Here is a 22,403-nt window from a genome sequence, read left to right on the forward strand (position 1 = left end):
ACCTGCCCGATCCGAGATTCTTTTATGTTTATTCGCCAACTGGCCTTCCTGGCCAGTCAGCCTTCTGCTGCCGTAAAAAACCACGAACACTTCCTTGGTATGCCGAAACGCGGTCTCGCGTTTCTGTTGGCCAACGTCATGTTCTGGCAACCGATGTGGGCGCAGGCAGACGGGATCGTGGTCAACGCGCCGGGCACCACGCTTGACCGCGCCGGCAATGGCGTGCCGATCGTCAATATCGCCGCGCCCAATGGCGCGGGCCTGTCGCACAACCAGTTTCACGATTACAACGTTGACGCCCAAGGCGTCATCCTCAACAACGCGACAAGTCGCACTCAACTCACGCAGATGGGCGGGATCATTCTCGGCAACCAGAATCTGCGTGGGGTCGCCGCACAAACCATTCTCAACGAAGTCAACGGCGGAAGTCCGAGCCAATTGCGCGGCTATACCGAAGTTGCCGGGCAATCGGCCCGCGTGATCGTTGCCAACCCGTACGGCATCAGTTGTAACGGTTGCGGCTTTATCAACACGCCGCGCGTGACCTTGACCACCGGTAAACCGGTACTTGATGGCGGGGGGCGGCTGGATCGTTTTCAGGTCGATCAGGGCAACGTTTCCATCGATGGCAAAGGTCTGGATGCGAGCGCTGTCGACAGCTTTGAAATCATCACCCGCAGCGCGCAGATCAATGCGCAGATTCACGCAAGACGCCTGAACATCACCACTGGGCGCAACGACGTCAACGTCGATACGCTCACCGCCACCGCGCGCGCCGATGACGGCAGCGCCAAACCGCAACTGGCCATCGATTCTTCGGCGCTTGGCGGCATGTACGCCGGGACGATCAAACTGGTCGGTACCGAGGCGGGTGTCGGTGTGAAACTGGCAGGTGAACTGGCGGCCAGCGCTGGCGATATTCAGATCGACGCCAATGGCCAGTTGAGCATGGCCAAAGCTACCGCCAGCAGTGCCGTCGATATCATGGCTAAAAGTCTTGATGCCCAAGGCCCCGTTTATGCCGGCACGCAACTGGCGGTGCAGACTGCTGAGCAGTTGGTCAACCACCAGAGCTTTGCCGCCCGCGATAGCGTGCACCTGACCAGCGGCGGCAAGTTAACCAACAACGGGGTGATCGAAGCCGGGGTCAGCCCCGACAACAGTCGGAATGCCAACGGCGATCTGTCCATCAACAGCGATTCCGTGAGCAACAGCGGCAGTGTGTTGGCCAGCCGTTCCCTGAACGTTACCGCTGCTGGTGTGCTCGATAACCAGAACGGCATCATCCAGGCACAGAACGTTACTTTGAGCGCGGCTCGACTGGTCAACCAAGGCCTCAATGCACGCATTTATGGGGAAACCGTTCTTGCGTTTAGTGCCCCGGCGATCGTCAACCTCGACGGCCTGATCCGCTTTGCCGATGGACAGTTGACGACGCTGTCGGTCGACAGTCTCGACAACCGTCAGGGCCGTATCGAAGTGGCCGGCGGCAGTTTCAAGCTTAATACCCGAGAGCTGCAGAACGCCGATGGCAAAATCATTGCCGGGCAACTGGACATAGAGGCTAGCCAGATCGACAACAGCCGCGGCCTGATCGGCGCCAGTGAGAGCGAAGCCAAGGTTTTCGCCCGTGAACGGCTGGACAACGGCAAAGGCAAAATTCAGGCGAAAACCACATTGGCAGTGTCAGGAGGCGAATTGCTCAATCGGGGCGGTACGCTGGCGGCTGATCAAATGAGGATCACGGCGGCGCGCCTCGATAACAGCACCAAAGGTGTGATCAGTGCCGAAAACGGCGCTGTCGAGCTGGCGTTGGCGCAGGATCTGGATAACCACGACGGTAAGGTACAAGCATCGACTCAACTGTCTGTCGCTGCCCAACGCATCAACAACCGCAACGCCAGTCTCACCGGTAAAACCATTGAGATGACCAGCCGCGGCGCGCTCGAAAATACTCAGGGAACGATTTCGTCCGCTGACACTGTCATCACCAGCGCAGACATTGATAACAGCCAGGGTCTGATTCAAGGCAACGATCGCCTTAAACTGACCGCACAGGATCTGGAAAACTCGGGTGGCAAGCTGCTGGGCGGTGTGCTCGATGCAAGTCTGACCCATCTCACCGGCAACAACGACGGCACCATTAGCGCAGAAAACGGCACGCTCTCGCTGACGGTTCAGCAGCACCTGAACAACGCCTTGGGTCGGCTGCAAGCCAGCCAAGGTGACGTGGATGTTTACACCCGTTCTTTCGATAACCGGGGCGGCGTAGTTGCCGCTCAGCAGTTGTTGGTGGTGGCCAAGGAAGGACATGTCGACAACCGTGGCGGGCGCATGATCAGTGATGGTCTGAACCTGCACGCTGCCAGCCTTGATAACAGTGACAACGGTCTGTTGGCTGCGGGTGTTGACGGGGCTCGGCTGATCCTCAAACAGACCGCTCCCGGCCAGTCACAACTGCTCAACAACAAAGGCCGTATCCAGAGTGATGTCGGCCTGCACATCGAAAGCGATGCCGTCGATAACAGCGCCGGCGTCCTGCTCGGCAAAGCCATCGACATCACCGCCACGCAACTGACCAATAACGATAAGGGTGGCATCGTCGGTAATGGCGGCGATGTCGCATTGAACATCTCCGGTGTCTTCAGCAACGTGACCGGTGTGGTTGATGCCGGTGAACAACGCTTGCTGCTCGAGGACTTCACTGCGCTGGACAACCGTGGCGGTACCTTGCGCGGCAAGCGTCTGGACATCACCGGCACTTCGATAAACAACAACGATGCCGGCCAGATCGTCGCCAGCAGTGGCGGCCTGAAAATCACTGGCAAGACCCTCCTGAATCAGCAGGGTCTGATCCTCGCCAACGGCAGTCACGCGGAACTGGCCCTTGGTAGCGGCACCTTGCAGAATCAGGGCGGGACGGTGCAAGCCGACTCTTTGGAAATCACCAGCGGCCACCTCGACAACAGCGCTGTCAACGACAAGGCCGGGCTGATTTCCAGTCTGTCAGATGACTTGAAACTCACTGTTTCGCGCCTGACCAACCGCGCGGGCAAACTGTTCGGCAAGGATCAAGTAATCTTCACTGGCAGCAGCCTGGACAACACTGGCGGCGAGATCAGTGGCAATCAGCTGAGGCTCGACGCGGCGGGGCAGATTCTCAATCAGGGTGGCCTGATTGAATCGGCAACCCATCTGAAACTCACTGCCAGCGAGTTGGATAACAGCGCCGGCGGCCAGGTTCGAGCACTCGGTGGGGCATCCAGTCAGCTCAAACTGACCGGTAACCTGAACAATCAGGGCGGCGTAATCGAAATTGGCAGTCAGGATCTTGAGTTAGGTGCAGCCCAACTCAACAACTTCAGCGGAAGCGTACGCCACGCGGCGGCTGGCCTGTTCGATCTGGATCTGAGTAATCTTGCTGGAGAGCAGGGCAGCCTCACCGGTTTGGGTAAAGGCGTATGGGACGTCGGCTCAGTCATCGGCGTCGGCAACTGGCAACTCAACGGTGGCTTGACCTACACCAGCGCTCAGAGCCTGACCCTCAACGCCGACGACCGCATCGCCAGCGCTTCGGCACTGAGCCTGAATGTCGCCAACCTGACGAACGCCGGACAACTGCTCAGCGATGGCGATCTGACGCTGACCCTTGGCGGCAACCTGATCAACAGCGGTCGAGTATCGGCTCAGCAGAAGCTCAGCATCAACGCCAACGACGTGATTCAACAGGACGGTCGGCTGGTCAGCGGCGGCGATACCGTCATGACCTTGCGCGGCACGCTGGACAACCTCGGTAGGCTGATCGCCAACCAGAACCTCACGGTGACGGCTGCGCAGGTCAATAACAAAGGTACCCTCGGCGCCCAAGGCAATCTCGAACTCAACGCTACCGACGGTATCTCCAATGTAGCCGATACGCTGCTGTTCAGCGGTGGCTCGATGAAGTTGCATGGCAACAGCTTGAGCAACTATTACGGCGATATTTATAGCCGTGGCAATCTGTCGTTCGACGCTGTGGGCGGTGGTCGGGCTACGTTGTTCAGCAACTTGTCAGGGACGATTGAGGGCGAGGGGGATGTCGACATCAATGCGGTGTCGGTGGAGAACGCCAAGTCGGTTTTCGAAATGACGCAGGGCGGCAGTTCCGGCTCCATCAGATGGATTTGCGGGCAGCACTGCGGTGGCCACGATGGCTGGAAAAGAGGCACGATCATCATTGATCGGACCTATAACGAAGTGGTCCTCAAAGACTCGACTGCATCGCGCTTCGTCGCGGGCAAAAATCTGACGGTTCATGCTGGCAGCGTAGAAAACCGCTACAGCATGATGGCTGCCAACGGCAATCTCACGGTAACGGCCGACCGCTTGTTAAACCTTGGCGCGGCATCGCGCTCTGGCACTTCGACAGAAACGATCGGCACGCCTGGCAAGATCGACAATAGCTTATGGGATCGCATGGAGTTCGTCGAAGTCCCGGCGTTCAATGCGCAGACGCAGCAGGGACATTTCGATGAGGCACGCTTCAACGAGTTGGTCGCCGTTACCAATGACAGTCGCTTTTCTCACCCCGCCAATGTACATATAGACTGGTCTCCCAATGGCAACACCTTGTATCCGGCCACCCTCCAGGCGGGAGGAACGGTAAGCCTTGACGTCACCGACTCGATCCAAAACGGCAAGCTCTACAACAATACTTACGATCAACTCACCGGAAATCTGGACAGCGAAAAAGCGACCGGTGTGGGTGTCGTCGACATCAATCTGGGCAAGCGTAGCAGCAACGCCAGCGTTCAGGTCGCGAAGGACGTCACTCGCATCGAAAAGGTGGATGCGGATGGCGTGAAGCAGATCAGCTTCGTCCCGGTTGATTTCCGTGGGGTGCCGTTTGCTGCCGTAGATCCAACCGCGTCTTCGACTTTCAGGCTTCCGAAAGGCCCGTACGGTATGTTCGTGCAGAGCCAGAGTCCACAAAGTCGTTATCTGATCGAAACAAACCCTGAGCTGAGCCAGACCGCGCCATTCATGAGTTCCGACTACCTGCTCGGCAAACTCGATTTCAACGCTGATGAAGCCGCGCGCCGCCTCGGCGACGGCCGCTACGAATCGCGCTTGATCAGCGATGCGGTACTGGCTCAGACCGGCCAGCGTTTTCTGGCCGGCGGCTTGAACAACGATTACGAGCAATTCCGTTACCTGATGGACAACGCGCTCGCCAGTAAAAATGAGCTGAATCTGGCGGTGGGAGTCACCCTGACGTCCGAGCAGGTGGCGGCGCTGACGCATGACATCGTCTGGATGGAAGAGCGCGTCATCGACGGTCAGAAAGTACTTGTGCCAGTGCTTTATCTGGCTCAGGCCGAATCCCGAAACGTGCGAGGCGGTAGCCTGATTCAGGGGCGTGATCTGCAAATGATCGCCGGCAATGACCTGGTCAACGTCGGCACTCTGCGTGCCACAAACAACCTCTCGGCAGATGTGAAAGGCAGCCTTTATAACGGCGGCCTGGTCGAGGCCAACGAACGCCTGAGCGTGATGGCCACCGACAGCATCCGTAATGCGCTGGCCGGTGATATACGCGGTAATCAGCTCAGCCTGAGCACCCTCAAGGGTGACATTGTCAACGACCGAACCGCCGTGACTTACAGCCCGGGGCAGGGGATGCGCACTGCCCTTGACGAAGGCGGCAACATTAGCGCCCGCGATACGCTGAGCATCAAGTCCGGCAATGACTTGACCAACTCCGGCACGATCACCAGCGGCGCCGATGCAAACTTGAGCGCGACTCGCGACATCAACTTGCTGGCGGTTCAGGACGTCAACGAGATCCACAAAATCGAGAACGGCGGGCATCGCTCGACCGTCACTACAACGGTGGAAAATCTAGCGTCCACCGTGAAGAGCGGCGGCAACCTGAAACTCGACGCCGGGCGCGACATCAACGTCCTCGGCAGTACTGCCGAAGCTAAAGGCGATCTGCTTGCCGACGCGAAACAAGACTTGAACATGGCTTCGGCGAGTGACGAACACAATGTCGAGACCAACAGCAAAAAAGGCAAGAAACGCGTCCACGAAGAAGATAACCACACCGTCCAGAAAGCCGCCGAGTTCATCGCGGGCGGCGACGTAAAGACCTCTTCCGGCCGCGACACCACACTTGTCGCGAGCAAGATCAGCGCAGGCAATGAAGCCTACGTGTATGCGGGTAATGACCTGAACCTGCTGGCAGCGCAGAACAAGGACTACACCCTGTATGACATGAAAGAGAAGGGTGGTTTCGGCGCCAAGAAAATGAAGCGCGACGAGGTTACCCAGATCACTCATGTGGGTAGCGAGATCAAGACTGGGGGCAATCTCACGCTGGTTAGCGAGGGAGACCAGCGCTATCAGGTGGCGAAGCTCGACAGTGGTAAAGACCTCGTTCTCGACAGCGGCGGCTCCATCACCTTTGAAGGGGTGAAGGATCTGCATGACGAAAGTCATGTAAAGAGCAGCGATAACCTGGCGTGGACTTCCATGAAGGGGGAGGGCAGGACTGACGAAACGTTGCGTCAGAGTGCCCTGATTGCCAAAGGATCGATCACCATCAAAGCGGTTGATGGACTTAAGATCGATATCAATAGGGTAAACGAACAAAGTGTCAGTCAGGCCGTGGATGCAATGGTCGCTGCCGATCCGAATCTAGCCTGGTTGAAGCAGGCACAAGCACGAGGCGACATTGACTGGCATCAGGTAGAGACGATCCACAAAAGTTTCAAGTATGAGCACTCCGGACTCGGTGCCGGGGCTCAATTGGTTTTGGCCATTCTTTTAGCGGCGATCACCGGGGGTGCAGGTGCTGCGCTAGTGGGAGCGGCCGAGGGCTCGTTATTTGCCGGCATTGCCAACACCATGTTTGTGTCCCTGGAAACAACGGCTGCTAATAGCGCAATCAGCAACAAGGGGAAAATTGGGGCAGTTGTCAAAGACACCTTCAGCAAAGAAAGTTTGAGAAATGCCGCGATTTCCGGAGCCACCGCCGGCTTGACTCAAGGCTTTATCGATCCATACCTTGGCGGCCAAACGGCGCCGTTCAACAACCTTACCAAGGGCTTTGACCTTAATACGCTTGAAGGTATCGGTGGTTTTGCCATCCATGCGAGCGCTCAAGGGCTCGCTTCGAGCAGCATTAAAACGATCATAGGCGGTGGTAGCTATAGCCAGAATCTAAAAGAGGGCCTGATCTCTCAGGCAGGAAACGTCGTTGCCGCCACCGCGTTCAATTTTGTGGGCGGTTACGCTCAGAAAAACTGGCAAATAGCGAAAAATGCTGGCGACTCAGTCGGCATGGCCATATGGGCCGAAGGTGGTGCCGCTCGTACTGCTCTGCACGCGTTGATGGGGGGCGCCGTCTCCAGTATTACCGGTGGTGACTTCAAAACCGGAGCAATTGCTGCGGGTGCCAGCCAGGCAATGGCTAGCATCCTGAACTCCACCTTCGAAAATAAACCGGAGTTACGTCAGGCCTTTTCTCAAATTGTCGGGCTGACCGCCGCTGGGTTGGCGGGTGGGGATGTCAACAAGGGATCGTGGGTCGCGTTGATGGCTGACCAGTACAACCGTCAGCTCCATCTTAAAGAGGCAGTGGCACTCGAGAAACTGAAGAAAGAGTCACCGGATAAAGCTTATGAGCTCAAAGCGGCTGCATGTGCGTTGGTTCATTGTAGTGAATCAATACCAACGGGTGATCCGAAATATCAGGAGTTCAAGGATCTCGAAACTGCAGGCAAAGGCTTCAAGGGGGCGCAAGATGCGCTGGTCGCAACGGGAGCTTTTGACGAGTACTCAAAATGGGACCAGGCCAACGATGCACTTGAGCGTAATGAAGAAGGCGCCCAACGCTCAATTGCTGCTCAACGAGCGATATTTGGTGCTACGGGGGCTGTAGCCGGTTACGGAGGCGCAGTAGCCTTTAGCCCGGCTTGTGTGAGTGTGGTTGGTTGTACGCTGCCTGCAATGTCAGCATTGGCGGGCGCCGCTTCCTTCAAGGATGGCTGGGACGCCACTGGCCAACTGTTTGCGCCTTACGAATACACCCAGGGCGACAGGGTTAATGCGTCGTTCAGTAGTGATACGTACCCAGGTGATGTGAGTCCGCTTCGTGACTACGGTACGGAAGTTGCTAAATCCGCATTGGAATTCGCGCTGCTGAAGGGCGCCGGGAAGTATCTTGAGGATGTTGGAACCGGGGCCTCGGTTTTGATCACTGGCGTGAAGAAAGAGGGGGTAGCGGCTGACGGAATCAAAGGCGCTTCAAATGTAGATCAGCCTGTCCTTCCTGCGTGGTACCGCGAAGACAGTTCAGCAGGAGCCGTTTTTAACAAAACAGGCGAGCTACCGGACGGGTACCGCCGGATATTGAACACCAGAACAGGCAATGCCGAGGTGCTTGCACCGGATGGTCAGTTCTATCTTGAAACAAGCAATGGACTCAGGCCAAAGGCTGGCGGTAATCTTGCTGAGTTGGCGGAGGCTGAGCGGCGGATTAATGGATCAAAAGCAACAGCGGGTTCTGTAGAAAAACAAGCGACGCCTAGTTTTTCCAATCAATTCCCAGATCATCCAACAGGTGTCCCAACGCTAATCTCTGATACAAAGTTGACTCAAGGCGCAGGACGATATAATTATGTCGTTCTTCAGGATGGTCAGTTAGTGATCGGACGAAAATTTAATGATGTAGGCGGTGGTCACATTGACCTAGCAAATGGCAAACCCGTTGTTGCTGCGGGAGAAGTGAAAGTTGTGAACGGCGAAGTTAAATATATTGATAATACATCAGGGCACTATGAGCCATCTGGTCGGGCTGCGCAAACCGCAGCAGAAGATGCTTTTTCTCAAAAAGGGCTTGATGTGGGAGGGAAATATATAGAAAAAGTATGGGTGCCAGATCCTAGCAATTCCAGAAAAGGAGCCTGGGTGCCGAAATGAATGACGTTATTAAAGAGTTTGATGAGCTTTGCGATATGGCTATGGCCGCTTTTAGTGAAGAGCTAGAAATTTCCTACGAGATGTCCTTGTTAAATATTTTGAAATTTATAAAAAAAATCCTGACTATAAAGAAGATTTTATAGATAGATTTAAGTTGATTTTAATGTCTAGGAGCTCGCCATTTGAAGTTGTGGCATTTTGTATGCGTGAGCTTCAGTGGCCCGAAATTAAAGAATTTGTAATTTCAAAGATGAATCCTTCTGAGGATCCTCGGACCGAGGCCCTGCGAAGCACATTAACCGCATATGACGAATTTTGGCCTGATGCCGATCTTTACAGTTACTATGGCGTGAAATAATTGGTGCCAAAGCTACTGGTTGCGCTGCCGGAAAGGTAGATAAGTTTATTCCTCCAGGAATGGACCGCTCATTCCGTTCTGTTAACCTAGAGTTTTCGCCGAGCAAGTATGTTGTTGATACAATGCAGAGCTCATAAATTTAAAACGTGGTGGGTTGTTTTGGGGCAGACTGTTCAAATATTGCAAGAAAGTTACTTTATGCTTCTGGTGGTGAAGGGGCGGTATTGACGTTTGCCATGCGAGAACTGGCGAATTAAATTTTTATGAGTTGCGTTTTCAGCTGCATAATATTTATGGGCGAGGTGGTTATATAGGTGCCATGCACTCTGGTGCTATTCCCGAGCATTCTGATAAGTTGGGTGTGCTAATCGGTACAGTTGGTCATGAGCCAGAATGGCTTTATTTGGTTGACCCGAATAGTCCGGAGGCGATTTTCACCGGGAAGTGGATTCGTTATTAGCATCGCGGAAGGGGCAGGGATAAATGGGGACAGACCACGTTTAGAAAGCACTCCGAAAATGTGGTCTGTCCCCGTTGACCCCCTCGTTCAACCCTATTCCTAAAGGGGATTGGGAACAGCATATTAAAAATATTAACCCGGGCGGAGTGTCGATCTCTGATGAGTTGAAGGGGTTGAAGTAATGGGTGTGACTAGAATTTTAGACTCGGAAGGTGAGCTGCTTAATATTCTTCATGACTTGAATACACTTGAGTGGAGAAAGTATGGGCAACGTAATCCAGAGGTCTGGATGGGTGATCATTTTGAAAGAGAGGATCGTTCGAGATTTCCTCCATATATAGCTTTTCGATTTGAAAAAGAAAATGAATATGTTGTCTCTATTTTGAATGAGGTGATTGGTTCATATAATGGCTTGATTTCTTGGGTGCTGATAGGTTGTGAGCGTTATGCGTCCTCTGGCATGAATTGGGTAGTTGAGCCTGCATATATTAAGGAAGTAGAGGCTAAAGCTAAATCTTTAGGGTACTCTTCTGAAAGCTATCTTGCCAAGTATGAGCCTGAGTTTGGCTCTATTGCCTTTGAAGACTTGGTTGGGTTAACTGAGTATATTCGTAAAAAATTCTCAGAATTGAATATCTCTAGCAAATGAACTGTAGAAGTCTTGGCTTGAATTGGCACTTCCGACACCGGCCTAGCGCCGGTGTTTTTGCACCCGACCTGCACCCTTTTTGCTATCTATTTACTTCCTTTTTGCTCCCAGGAGCATCCTTTCTGGACTCAAGTTGCACCCCTTTTGCCCCCCCTGACGACTTACGGTCTACCTCTCCTCCGCTTAATGAGGCGGACCCAAAAATACCTTCGTTGATCACGGATAGAATTGCGGACAAAGCCGCTACGAACTCTGGCAAGCTTTATCCAAATGGAAATATGAAAGATGCCCACGCTGAAATCGGAGTGATTCAGCAAGCGTATAGCGCTGGTAAAACCACCGGAGCGGATATGTCCATGACCGTCGCTGGAAAGGATGTATGCGGATTCTGCAAAGGCGACATAGCCGCTGCCGCAGAAAAGGCTGAGTTGAAATCTTTAACCGTAAGCGCTATAGATGATAAAACAGGACTGCCGAAAAACTACTACTGGGAGCCAGGTATGAAGTCCATTAAGGAGAAGAAATAAATGGTAATCGGAGGGTATGCGCTTAGTCCTGAGCACGGTAGATTGCAAATTCCTCTTGTTCATCAGCCGACTATGGAAGATGTTGAATCCATTATATTTGAGTATAGAAAATTCGATGGCGTAATTTCGTTGTCTATTACCCCTGCACCTGAAGCTGGGCCTTACGAAATTAATCTTTATGCAGATTCTGGAAACTATCTTCTGATGTTGAATCAATACCTGGGTGATGGGGAGCACGTCGTGCGCACCCTTAATAATACGTCAGCTGGAACCAAGCGGATTGACGTTTTGGGTGATTGCTATCAGGCCAGTTTGATTACAAGAGATATAGGGGTTGTTGTTTCTTGTTTTAAAGAATTTTTAAGTTCTGGTGATGTAAGCTCATTAGTGCTAAGTAATTAGAGTGAGAGTGTGCAAGTGGAGTAAGGGTTAGGTGTGGAGCTACTATGCAGATCTTCAATTCATTCGTGAGGATTGGGTGGAAGAAAAAAGTGGCGGATTTATTAAAAAAGGGGGGGCGGGTTTATTTTATTTAATAAATCTGCCCCCTTTTTTAATTTGTGAATTTTAATGCTGCATCGACAAAAAATAATCTTCGAATGATCGATTTGTTGAATCAGGCAGCACAGAAGAATGGTCCGTTTAAATAGGTGCTAAGCATATGACTTCAATGATACCGTCTATGACAATTGAGCTTCTTCGACGGCTCACCGGCAAGCCCGTCTCCAAGCTTGTTAGGTATAGTTGGTGGCCTGCCTCGGAAGTTTCTGTGCAGTTTGGTATCGAGGATGAATTAGCCTTTTCATTAACTGCCGGACCCTTAGCTGTCTATTTTGAGGATGGCGTAATTCTTGGCTTTTCGAGTGACCCTTCTCTGAATAGTGTCATCGTTTGGGATGAAGCAGCGAGGGTTGCGGGTCAGGGTCCGGACTCTTTGAATAGCGATGAAGAACTGTTCGCTATCTCTGAGTCTGGAAGGTTCTCTACTGTTTTTTGGAGGCGATTGATCGGCCGTTGTGTAAGCAATGTAACGATACTTAAGCGTATGCACATGAGTGCGATAGAGAGCCAGCGCCCTAGTGAAGTAGGCTTGCGTTTTATTTTTTCAGACGGCAAGAGTTTTGTAGTATCCCATGGGTTACATGACAATTCTCATGATTTTTCAGTGCTAGAGGAAGCTCAGTTGAAGGGAGTTGAGTTGGAGGAAGTCTCGATAAACTAACGGTGCAAAAGAGTGGGCTAGCCTTACGCCGAAACCACCGTTAACCATCCCCGTTAACCCCCAAGCCTTATAAACGCCCTTCAAGTAATACGCAGGGAACTTCCGGAACAAGGGAATGCTGCATTCGCAGAGATAAAGATTGACTCGCTATCTACCGAGCCCATGGTGTTCAAGGCATACAGTAAATACAATGATCGTGAAGGATCCTATTTGCCGAAACCGCCAGGTGATGTGGATACATGGGGCTTGAAGCCACAGGTTGCATCGAGGAAATATGTAAACTCACCTGAAGGGTACATGCGAGATATGGATACGGAATTCAAGATTCTTGAAACAGTAATGCAACGGCTCGGTGATAACAAAGGTGCAGTTGGGAGGATAGACTTGATCTGCGAGAAGGCTGTCTGCCCTAACTTTACGGATGTGATCACCCAGTTCCATGATCGCTATCCAAAAATTCAATTGAATGTATTTACAGCGGAAAATTGAATATGCCAGTCGATAGTATGTTTAATCAGGCTAGAGCTATGGTTGCAGGGAACTATAGCTACGCGATTGATGAACTTGGTTTTCGTTCGGAACAAGCGTTTGCGTATACTCAAGATGAATTGGAGCGCCTTATGCGAAAGGACGCTCCTGGCGCTAACGCAGTTCTTCAGACTGCTATTTATATGGAAGGCATTCGTCGTGGGCTAAGGTTGTCAAGGGGAAGTCAATACGCGATTGATATGTTGGAGGTTTTGGCAGATACGTACGAAAAGTGCAGCGTTGAGCGTCTTATAGAAATCGGTGTTGATGATAAAGAATTAGAAATTATCCAGTCTGATATGGACACTGTTAGAAAAGTTTTTTTGTGATTGAAATTATCAGGCCGGGTTCAATTGATTTTATGAAGGTGGATATGTGAAAAATGGGGACAGACCCTGAGGGATCCCCACAAATCTACTCAAGGCCCAGCGCCAGATGATGCACCTCATCACGCAGGGAATTCTTTCCAACAGCGTGCGAGCAGTGTAAACGCAAAATGATTGTGTTCAACGAGGTCAGCACTCAGGGGTAAATGGGGACAGACCGCGTTTAGAAAGCACACCGAACATGTGTTCTGTCCCCGTTAATCCTGTTTGGCCGGAGAGAAAGTGATGTCTTTAAATATAGATTGGCAGCCAGGTTTTGGCGAAATAATTACGTGGTTTGCCATGGATAAAAACGGATTTGTAGCCGTTATGGTAAATAACTGTTTTGGAAAACTTCCCATGATTTTACTACAAGTGTCGGAGTTAGAGGGGAAACTTGACCGATTAAATGAATATATGTGGGAAGAATCGTCGGGGGTTGTCAGTTATCCAGAAAACAAAAGAGGACTTGCAATCCTTGATTTGTATTCAGTCTGTAGATTTGGGAGCGATAAGTCTCGGGAAGAGGTCGAGTCAGTAATTGCGGAGAGATCTGCATTTGATAAAAAGTTATCAGAGTGCTCGATTCCTTCGATAAAGGGTTTTTACGTTTATCATGCAGTGGAGGGTAGTATTCAAGGTGAGGATTACCCTGTTGGTTATAGTGGGAAAACTGAAATGGGTGATTATTTCCGCTACCTAATGCCAACTGTGTATGCGAGTATTGATGATTTCCCCGAGGAGCTAAGAGGGGTTTTGGTCGTGTCGGATGTATTGGATTTTACGTCTGATCAGATTGCTAGAAGTTGTGAGGTGGATTTATTTTTTAATCGGCTTTATAGTTGATTTTATGACAATTTAAAGGTGGTTGATCAATATCCGATAGAGGTTATGGGTGTGGCTAAAAGAGGGTGATAGTGAAAAATTTGTTTTTGAGTTTTTGATAAGGGTTTCAGGTCTGATTTTAAAAATCAATTCGCTCCCATTCTTTTGGTTATGATATTTATAGTTTGAGGTTGTTGAAGTGATTGACCTGGTTGCGCGTATAAGAAATGGGATTAAAGGTGAGGGTGTTATTTTTGAGAAATAGATCTGTCCCCATTTTTCAAACTGTGGTGAGTAAAAAGTGAAGCCCGAAAAAATAGGAGTGGGAACCTTCATTCGGGTTTCCATCCTCTGTTATCTGCTGTTTGTTGCAGTGGGTTTGCTCTCCGTGTCGTTCGGAGCCATTTTCGGTTACCTGAAAGACAGAGTTTGGTTGTACAGTTATGCGAGCGTATGGCGTGTACTGAAAGGAGCTGGAGTTTACGCGATGGCGGCAGTCCTTTACCTGTTGATCAAAACGATCCACGGGATATGGATAGCCAGGCAACAGAACAAGCCTGGTGGTTAGCCGCAATCCTCTCCATGTTGATCGGGTTGGAGTAAGGTAAAGGTGACAAGTAAGGTAAAGGGAAAGGTAACAGATTTATTTTTGGCGGTAAAAGATCACAAATCTAACTGAAACTAATCTGTCACTTTTTTTATTCCCTTTTTTGTATTGTGGTGTGGTCGTCTCACATTATGTGCAGCTCATTTTTATGGAGCTAACAGAAGGGCTTTAATTATGTCATTGTCGGCAGCGATCATATCATCAGAAAAGTTGAGCACGGACGATTTTAAAACTGTGCTCCTAGAACACGGCGGGTTCGTGAGTGCCGGAATACCTTCTCGCGGTGGCGTTGTTGAGGGTGATTCAGATATTTGGCTGGCCTTGCATTCAAAAGATATTCTTGATGAGTTTTATGATGCCGAAGACCAGCAAGAATGGCAGGATGCCCTCGGGGCTACTCTGCAGACAATCATTGAAATTAACCTGGATCTTCCTGAGCACGCGAAATTAATGTGTTGAAGGTTTTCTTGAGTTTTGCGAAAGCTTGTTCCTGTATCTTGTATGACGTGGATGATGATGTACTTTCCAGTAGCTCGGTTTATGAGAAAAGCAAGAGTCTTTTTGGGTGGCTGTGAGAAAAATGTAGCGATAGAGGTCGCGCGTCCCGAAAGTGAGGTTCCATTTGCAGTTGAATGAGTATTTATGAAGTGTTCACGAATAATTAATATTTTGAGGTCAGTGTTTTCGGTAGACGTCGGGCTGAGTGAGTCGGATGCTCAGCGTATGTTGAAAAGGATGTTGAGTGATCCAGAGCAACGATTGAATATCGAAAGGGAACTCGTGTACCTTTACCAAAACGACTCTGTATCCTGGATGCTTCTACTGGATAATGAAGAGTATGTTGTCTACCCGGCAGATGACGAGACAGATGCCAAGGGATATCTGACGTCTATTCTCTGGGACCAGGTTTTCCCGGGTAACGAGATGACTGAGGAAAAATAAGCTTGCAGGTGTTATTTAACGGTTGCTGTTACGAGGCGGATTTATTGAGCGCGATACATCTCACCACTGTATCTTCATGAGGTAATCAGGAGCAGAGGTGACAGGGGTAAAAGTTACAGATCTAACCAGAGATGTAAATTTGTTCTTTCCTCCCTTTATTCATGAGCATCGATGAGTTATTACTGAAAGGGTATATCAAGCTCATAACGTAACCTCCAAAGTTGGATTCGTGAAGATTGATAAGGTAGGCGATTTTTTAAGTAGACCGCTAAAGGTGGCAGATTTTGTTTTTAGTGGAGGTTATAACTGACAGGTCAAAACTTTCTGGATTAAAATATGACTCCAATAAAGGTCACGTTTCGTTTATACCCAGTGCTGGTTCTGAAGGCGGTGGTGTTTTTTTACCTCGTCGGATTGCTTGGAAGTTTGATAGGCGGGGTTATTATCTATTGTAAACATGGAGTTTGGGATTTTAGTGGTGAGGACCTGTTGGTTTCTTTGAGGTTTTCGCTGGTCTACGGCTTTTTTGGTGGAAGCGGTATCTGGATTTTCGCAAAAATGGAGGAGATCAAAAGGCGAAAGAAGGAGAAGGTTTAAGCCTTACCGATCCGCGAGCACGATCCGAGGCTTTGCGCCTGATAATGACGCCCGTCACGCAGAGCTTTTTGAGTAAATGGGGACAGACCGCGTTTAGAAACCACTCGGGAAATATGGTCTGTCCCCTTTAACCTCTCAGGCGGTTCTGCATAGCTTAAAGTTGAAGTGATGAAAATTTTTAAGGGTAATATTGCTAAAGAGTCATTGAATTTATTTGCTTCGAACATCGGTTCCGGGGAGTTTTTTTCGTATGTAGGAAATCTTGTTTCGTTGGAGCAAACCATTTCTGTTCTAGGTTTGCTTTCTCCTGATTTTATTGAGTTTGAAGGCCATGTTTTTTGGTTGCCTAATGCTGAGCAGTTCGACACGCAAAAGTTTTCTTTAAAGGGGCTGGTTGAGATAGAAGCTGGCGTGTTGGAAAAAAGTGAATTGCGTAGAGACGTTGAGCGATACAGAAATAATTTTTCAATAAATCAGTTCTTTTCAAAATGGGAAGATGCGCCGGACCGCCCCGTGTTTAAGGTCGGTCTGTCGGAAGAAGACTATCGTCTTTGTCACATGTTTGCCGAGCAGCTCACTGGATATTGGAAACGCGCATTATCAGATTGCTTTCCAGACAAGGTGTTTCGGTTTGAAATTGCTGACGATCTTCTCGATGAATATGGCGTTTGTCTGACATTCTGGCAGCTGTAGTTGTAGTTGTAGTTGTAGTTGTAGTTGTAGTTGTAGTTGTAGCCTCCAACAATTAATGGTGCGGATCACGTTTATAAAAATACTTCGAATACATGTTCTGCCACTTTTTTGTGCGGTGGGCAGGTACTTCTAGGTATTTAGAAGTGAAAGATTTTTCTTACTATGATTCGTGCCAGGAAATAAAGGAAAATGGGGGCAAAAGGTAAATGGGGACAGACCACGTTTAGTAGGGCGCGGGGATGGAGCGGATCTATTTTTTGATCTGTAATGAAGTTGATTCGCAGGATGACGATCCAGTCAAGGCTCGCATCTGGAGCGACCAGATAAGGTCATAAAGGAGCTTTTATGGACTCAAAAACATACAGGCTTTTAAACGATATCCCGGAACATGCTGATTATGCTGTAGAAGCCGGAGACCTGGATCCAGAGGATATTCCTCAGGAGCGAGTTGACGCAGTGGAGAAGTTGCTTTGCCGGACTCAGGACGATAATGAACGGTTTCTCGCTGCGAAGCTTTTGACCAATTGGGGATACCCAAGCGGTTTGATGGCTCTCGAGAAGTGCTTGGAAAAGCCTGAAAGTATTGAGTGGACGTATAGCCATCGATTGCACGGTTATGACGATACTTATTGCCATATACTTTTTGCACTGACTCAATATTATGCCAATATGGCCGATCGGGGCCAGGCGGAGCTCGCGAGAGCTGAAGTATTTCCACTTGTTTCGAAAATAATTGTGTTAGCGAGTAGCCAACCATTTGAAATCACTGGTGCACTTGATTTTGCGAGGAGAACAGGATCTCAAGAATATCTACCTTTCATAAAAGACCATCTTCTCTCGATAGTCGATCACTTTGATTTGCATCGATGGAAGATTTACGATGCTATCGTATTTCTTCTAGAGTTTGACGCCGATTTTGTAGTCTCGGTATTGAAACAAAAAAACAAAATAATTGAAGACTTCAAGCCGATGCACGGTGCATAGTTACTGCAGGTCCACACTAAGAAGCAAGTCTGGAGATTATTGATTGTGGTTGCCGCTAATGAATGAATCCTATGGAGTGAAGTGCGAGCAGTGTGGAGGCAATTTGATCGTCTTCAAAGAAGGTAGTACACAGGGAGCCCGTTGTGATCAGTGTGACTGGTCGGTGGTGACAACGAATATGCCCGGCATCCAGTTGGATAGGTGCAGGTATGAACTTTGCTGTCGCGGCGACTATCGGAATCAGGCCCAGGTGAATGCTGTCTCCGAGGTGACAGGTCAAAACTATTTACTGTCGAGGATTACACTCCAGCAAGGCGATGCTCTGGTATTCAGCGGTCAGGCGCAGGAGGTCTTACAGGCTAGAAATATTCTTGTGTCAGCGGGTGTTGTTTGTGAAATCACCCCTGATTTTCCTGAATATGAATAGAAATCTGGCGATCAGAGCAGTTTTTTCGGAGGCGGGCTATGAATCAACAACAGCAGGACTTGATGATTGATCTGATGTCGCATCGGATCTCAAAAGACTGTTTTCTTGAGTCTCTATTTAAGGGTGGGGATATTCCCGAAGATTACCTGCGTGCTGAACTGGAAACCGCGCTTGAGATGAAAGACGCTGACAGTGTGGAATGCTTGCTGATATTCGGTGCGGTGTTCGGTTTCACTCAGGATTGTGCGGATGTTTTATGCCGCTTACTCGTTGAAGACTGGCACATCAGTCACGAGAATATTGCAAGGGAATTAAAGGTTTTCAGATACCCTGGGGCGATCGACTATTTATTCAAGACGGCGCTGACCTGCTATCCGTATATCGCTTCCGAGCATGCTCTGGGTGTGAAATGCATATATGCTTTACACGAGATTGGTACCGATAAGGCTAGAGAAAAATTGCAATTGCTGGCCAAGGTTGATAACGCTGAAATGTCCGAGCGTGCACGCCGTTTATTGGCGCGAGTGTGATGCTGCTTTAAAAGTGGTTGAGTTCGCAGTTAGGAATATGCGTTTTCCCCATTTAAAATAAAAAGCCCCGCATTGCTCGGGGCTTTTTATTTGGGCTGGCGGTCGGCATGACTTAACGAAACGCCGGCACCACATCCCTGATAAATAACTCCAACGACCTCTTCTTCTCCGCATGCGGCAGACTGTTGTCACACCAGAAACTGAACTCATCCACCCCAAGTTCCTGATAATACTTGATGCGCGGAATAATCTCTTCCGGCGTACCGATCATCGCCGTCTTGTGCAGGCTCTCCAGTTCAAACTCCGGACGCCCGGCAAACTTCTCTTCAGGGCTTGGGGCGAGGAAGCCGTTGACTGGCACCTCCTTGTTGCCGAACCACGCATCGAAGGTGCGATAGAACCGTGAGATCGCTTTGGCGCCGACTTTCCAGCCTTCTGGGTCGTCAGCCGAGTGCACGTGGGTGTGCCGTAGCACCATCAGTTGCGGACGCGGGACGTTGGGGTTGTTGTCGAGTGCGGTCTGGAATTTGTTTTTCAGGTCGACGACTTCTTCGTCGCCCTTCATCAATGGCGTGACCATCACGTTGCAGCCGTTGGCCACGGCGAAGTTGTGCGAGTCGGGGTCGCGGGCGGCGATCCACATTGGCGGATTCGGCTTTTGGATCGGTTTTGGCACGCTGGTCGAGGTGGGGAATTCCCAGATGTCGCCGTCGTGGGCGTAGTCGCCTTGCCACAGGGCGCGGACCACCGGGACCATTTCGCGCAGGGCCTGACCGCCGCTGGAGGCGGGCATGCCGCCGGCCATGCGATCGAATTCGACTTGATAGGCGCCACGCGCAAGGCCGACTTCCATGCGTCCGTTGCTGATGACGTCGAGCAGCGCGCATTCACCAGCGACCCGCAGTGGGTGCCAGAACGGCGCGATGATGGTGCCGGCTCCGAGGTGGATGGTGGTGGTTTTGGCGGCGAGGTAGGCCAGCAGCGGCATCGGGCTCGGCGAGATGGTGTATTCCATCGCGTGATGTTCGCCGATCCACACGGTGCTGAAACCGCCGGCCTCGGCCATCAGGGTCAGTTCGGTCAGGTCTTCGAACAGTTGGCGGTGGCTGACGCTTTCGTCCCAGCGTTCCATGTGGATGAACAGGGAAAATTTCATGACGCTTCCTCGGGTCTTTTATTGTTGAGGCTACAAAACTCTGTGGGAGGGGCTTGCTCCCGAAAGCGGTGGGTCAATCGACATCTCTGGTGGCTGACACATCGCCTTCGGGAGCAAGCCCCCTCCCACAGTGGATTTGTGTGGGGTTGAAGTTTTGCTCAGGCCAGAACGGGCAGGGCGCCCATCTTGCCGTGGCAATACACCAGCGGCCCGGTGTGCTGCTCCGGGACGATCAGGTTCTTCACCGCGCCGACCATGATCGCGTGGTCACCACCTTCGTATTCGCGCCACAACTCACATTCGATGATAGCCGTCGCGTTGGCCAGGATCGGGTTGCCCAGCTCGCTCAACGTCCACTCGATGCCCTGCGCCTTGTCCTTGCCTTTACGGGCGAAGGCATAGGCTTCGCTTTGCTGGCCACCGGACAGGACGTGGATCGCGAAGCGCTTGTTTTTGATCAGCACAGGGTAGGAGTCGGAGCTGTAGTTGGGGCAGAACAGCACCAGGGCCGGGTCCATTGACAGTGAACTGAAGGCGCTGGCGGTGAGGCCGACGATCTGGCCGTCATCGTCCAGCGTGGTGATGACAGTGACGCCGGACGGAAACGAGCCCATGACTTGTTTGTAGATGGCAGCATCGATCATTGGACGGTCCTCGGGTGTTGTGACGCGACTTTTATATGTTTGTTGGTCTGATGGTATACCAGTATTTTTTCTTTGCAAGGGCTTTTAGGCTGAACCGATAAACGTGGTGCTTTCGTCGGAAACTCAGCGTTTATTGGGCTAGTGGCTGGCCTGCAGGCCGCAGAATCAGTGAGGATGGCGGATCAGCTAGTGCCGTAAACTACGGATCAGCCTTGTGAAATGTTTGGAATACCATAATATGGTCTGCATCTGAGGGGCGACCCAGAGTCCCCCCGGTTTGGCTTCATACAAAGATAAGAACAGACAAACTCGAGTTCATGCATATGTCCCAGATGTCCCGGCAAGATCCGTTGATCGAGAATCACACGGTCGACTACGTCCCACTCGCGGAACGCCACGGGAAGGCCCGCGACCTTTTCACCTTATGGTTCAGCACCAACATCGCGCCACTGCCCATCGTCACCGGCGCCATGGTGGTTCAGGTGTTCCATCTCGATTTGCTTTGGGGGCTGCTGGCGATTGCGCTGGGGCACCTGATCGGCGGCGTGGTGATCGCCCTGGCGTCGGCGCAGGGCCCGCGCATGGGTATTCCGCAAATGGTCCAGAGTCGTGGTCAGTTCGGGCGTTATGGCGCACTGCTGATCGTGTTTTTTGCGGCGCTGATCTACATCGGCTTTTTCATTTCCAACATCGTGCTCGCCGGTAAATCGATTGTCGGTATTGCGCCATCGGTGCCGGTACCGCTGAGCATTTTGATCGGTGCGCTGGCGGCCACGGCGATTGGTGTGATCGGCTACAACTTCATCCATACACTTAACCGCATCGGCACCTGGGTGATGGGCAGCGCGCTGCTCGCCGGTTTCATTTACATCTTCGCTCACGACTTGCCGGCAGACTTCCTGACGCGCGGCAGTTTCAACCTGTCGGGCTGGCTGGCAACGGTTTCGCTGGGGATCATCTGGCAGATCAGCTTCTCGCCGTACGTTTCCGACTATTCGCGTTATCTGCCGGCGGATATCGGTATCGCCAAACCGTTCTGGGCCACTTATCTGGGGGCGACGCTGGGGACGATTCTGTCGTTCAGCTTTGGCGCCGTGGCGGTGCTGGCAACGCCTGAAGGCACCGAAGCGATGGCTGCGGTCAAGCAGTCCACCGGGTGGCTGGGGCCGATTCTGATGGTGTTGTTCCTGCTCAACATCATCAGCCACAACGCGCTGAATCTGTACGGCGCGGTGCTGTCGATCATCACCTCGATCCAGACCTTTGCCAGCCAGTGGACGCCGAGCATCAAGGTGCGTGTGCTGTTGTCGAGCGTGGTGTTGGCAGGTTGCTGCGTGGTGGCGCTGGGTGCCTCGACGGATTTCATTTCGCAGTTCATCGGGCTGATTCTGGCGCTGTTGCTGGTGTTGGTGCCGTGGGCGTCGATCAACCTGATCGACTTCTACCTGATCAAGCGCGGCAGCTATGACATCACCTCGATTTTCCGCGCGGACGGCGGCATTTACGGGCGCTTCAATCTGCACGCGATCATTGCCTACTTCATCGGGATCATTGTGCAGCTGCCGTTCGCTAATACCTCGTTGTATGTCGGGCCGTACGCCAATCTGGTGGACGGTGCGGATCTGTCGTGGCTGTTCGGCCTGGTGGTGACAGTGCCGTTGTATTACTGCCTCGCCACACGTGGGCAGACCCGGCAGAGCAGAGCGGCGCGGTTGAGTTATACCGACTGACCGATCATCAATAAACTGTGGCGAGGGAGCTTGCTCCCGCTGGACTGCGCAGCAGGCCCTGCTTTTCTAAATCGAAGAGCGAGGTCCGCTGCGCGGCCCGGCGGGAGCAAGCTCCCTCGCCACAAATGATGTTTCCTCAGCCCTTGTGCATTCGTGCGGTCATTCAAATTGGCCATTTCGATCCCCTTTTGGCCC

18 protein-coding genes are annotated in these 22,403 nt (G+C 51.3%); 16 read left to right on the forward strand and 2 right to left on the reverse strand.

What is annotated here, in order from left to right:
- Positions 1 to 24 precede the first annotated feature (24 nt).
- From JFU48_RS19550 to JFU48_RS19620, 15 genes are all read left to right on the forward strand, one after another.
- The gene (locus tag JFU48_RS19550; RefSeq protein ID WP_201137370.1) at positions 25 to 8,964 is read left to right on the forward strand and encodes a two-partner secretion domain-containing protein; all 8,940 of its coding nucleotides are present in this window, start codon (positions 25 to 27) and stop codon (positions 8,962 to 8,964) included.
- On the forward strand, positions 8,961 to 9,107 hold the full coding sequence (locus JFU48_RS30010; protein ID WP_242486684.1) for a hypothetical protein: 147 nt from the start codon (positions 8,961 to 8,963) through the stop codon (positions 9,105 to 9,107). Before JFU48_RS19550 ends, JFU48_RS30010 begins: the two co-directional genes overlap by 4 nt.
- Before the next feature lie 856 nt (positions 9,108 to 9,963).
- Positions 9,964 to 10,431, forward strand: a complete 468-nt coding sequence (locus tag JFU48_RS19560) for a hypothetical protein (RefSeq protein WP_201137371.1) — start codon at positions 9,964 to 9,966, stop codon at positions 10,429 to 10,431.
- The gene (locus JFU48_RS30625) at positions 10,428 to 10,958 is read left to right on the forward strand and encodes a cytidine deaminase-like fold-containing protein (RefSeq protein WP_446739778.1); all 531 of its coding nucleotides are present in this window, start codon (positions 10,428 to 10,430) and stop codon (positions 10,956 to 10,958) included. The genes JFU48_RS19560 and JFU48_RS30625 overlap by 4 nt, the downstream gene beginning before the upstream one ends.
- On the forward strand, positions 10,959 to 11,360 hold the full coding sequence (locus JFU48_RS19570) for a DUF6911 family protein (protein WP_157160372.1): 402 nt from the start codon (positions 10,959 to 10,961) through the stop codon (positions 11,358 to 11,360). It abuts the gene before it with no gap.
- Between the two features lie 280 nt (positions 11,361 to 11,640).
- Positions 11,641 to 12,180: a hypothetical protein gene (locus tag JFU48_RS19575; protein ID WP_242486686.1), complete on the forward strand. Its 540-nt coding sequence runs from the start codon at positions 11,641 to 11,643 to the stop codon at positions 12,178 to 12,180.
- Between the two features lie 87 nt (positions 12,181 to 12,267).
- Positions 12,268 to 12,669, forward strand: coding sequence for a deaminase domain-containing protein (locus tag JFU48_RS19580; RefSeq protein WP_342216074.1), 402 nt, complete (start codon positions 12,268 to 12,270; stop codon positions 12,667 to 12,669).
- A gap of 2 nt (positions 12,670 to 12,671) precedes the next feature.
- Positions 12,672 to 13,037 carry a hypothetical protein gene (locus tag JFU48_RS19585; protein ID WP_201137374.1) on the forward strand — a complete coding sequence of 122 codons (366 nt, stop codon included), beginning with the start codon at positions 12,672 to 12,674 and terminating at the stop codon, positions 13,035 to 13,037.
- A 282-nt stretch (positions 13,038 to 13,319) separates the two neighbouring features.
- Positions 13,320 to 13,919: a hypothetical protein gene (locus JFU48_RS19590; protein WP_003225773.1), complete on the forward strand. Its 600-nt coding sequence runs from the start codon at positions 13,320 to 13,322 to the stop codon at positions 13,917 to 13,919.
- Between the two features lie 760 nt (positions 13,920 to 14,679).
- Positions 14,680 to 14,964 (forward strand): hypothetical protein, encoded by a 285-nt coding sequence (locus tag JFU48_RS19595; RefSeq protein ID WP_003225769.1) that lies wholly within the window; start codon positions 14,680 to 14,682, stop codon positions 14,962 to 14,964.
- Between the two features lie 819 nt (positions 14,965 to 15,783).
- Positions 15,784 to 16,044, forward strand: a complete 261-nt coding sequence (locus JFU48_RS19600) for a hypothetical protein (RefSeq protein WP_201137375.1) — start codon at positions 15,784 to 15,786, stop codon at positions 16,042 to 16,044.
- Positions 16,045 to 16,212: 168 nt separating this feature from the next.
- A complete protein-coding gene (locus tag JFU48_RS19605) occupies positions 16,213 to 16,737 on the forward strand; it encodes a hypothetical protein (protein WP_003225762.1) in 525 nt (174 codons plus the stop codon).
- Between the two features lie 345 nt (positions 16,738 to 17,082).
- Positions 17,083 to 17,721, forward strand: coding sequence for a hypothetical protein (locus tag JFU48_RS19610; RefSeq protein ID WP_003225760.1), 639 nt, complete (start codon positions 17,083 to 17,085; stop codon positions 17,719 to 17,721).
- Between the two features lie 103 nt (positions 17,722 to 17,824).
- Positions 17,825 to 18,148, forward strand: a complete 324-nt coding sequence (locus tag JFU48_RS19615) for a hypothetical protein (RefSeq protein ID WP_201137376.1) — start codon at positions 17,825 to 17,827, stop codon at positions 18,146 to 18,148.
- Between the two features lie 38 nt (positions 18,149 to 18,186).
- The gene (locus JFU48_RS19620; RefSeq protein WP_201137377.1) at positions 18,187 to 18,678 is read left to right on the forward strand and encodes a hypothetical protein; all 492 of its coding nucleotides are present in this window, start codon (positions 18,187 to 18,189) and stop codon (positions 18,676 to 18,678) included.
- Positions 18,679 to 18,790: 112 nt separating this feature from the next.
- On the opposite strand, the gene JFU48_RS19625 is transcribed toward JFU48_RS19620, so the two are convergent.
- Positions 18,791 to 19,834 carry an LLM class flavin-dependent oxidoreductase gene (locus JFU48_RS19625; RefSeq protein ID WP_201137378.1) on the reverse strand — a complete coding sequence of 348 codons (1,044 nt, stop codon included), beginning with the start codon at positions 19,832 to 19,834 and terminating at the stop codon, positions 18,791 to 18,793.
- 158 nt (positions 19,835 to 19,992) lie between these two features.
- Positions 19,993 to 20,478: a flavin reductase family protein gene (locus tag JFU48_RS19630; RefSeq protein ID WP_003225754.1), complete on the reverse strand. Its 486-nt coding sequence runs from the start codon at positions 20,476 to 20,478 to the stop codon at positions 19,993 to 19,995.
- A 323-nt stretch (positions 20,479 to 20,801) separates the two neighbouring features.
- Here JFU48_RS19630 and JFU48_RS19635 point away from each other — a divergent pair, with 323 nt between their 5' ends.
- Positions 20,802 to 22,208: a purine-cytosine permease family protein gene (locus JFU48_RS19635; RefSeq protein WP_201137379.1), complete on the forward strand. Its 1,407-nt coding sequence runs from the start codon at positions 20,802 to 20,804 to the stop codon at positions 22,206 to 22,208.
- Positions 22,209 to 22,403 lie beyond the last annotated feature (195 nt).

It is taken from the genome of Pseudomonas sp. TH49 (genome assembly GCF_016650625.1).
GTDB lineage: Bacteria > Pseudomonadota > Gammaproteobacteria > Pseudomonadales > Pseudomonadaceae > Aquipseudomonas > Aquipseudomonas fluorescens_H.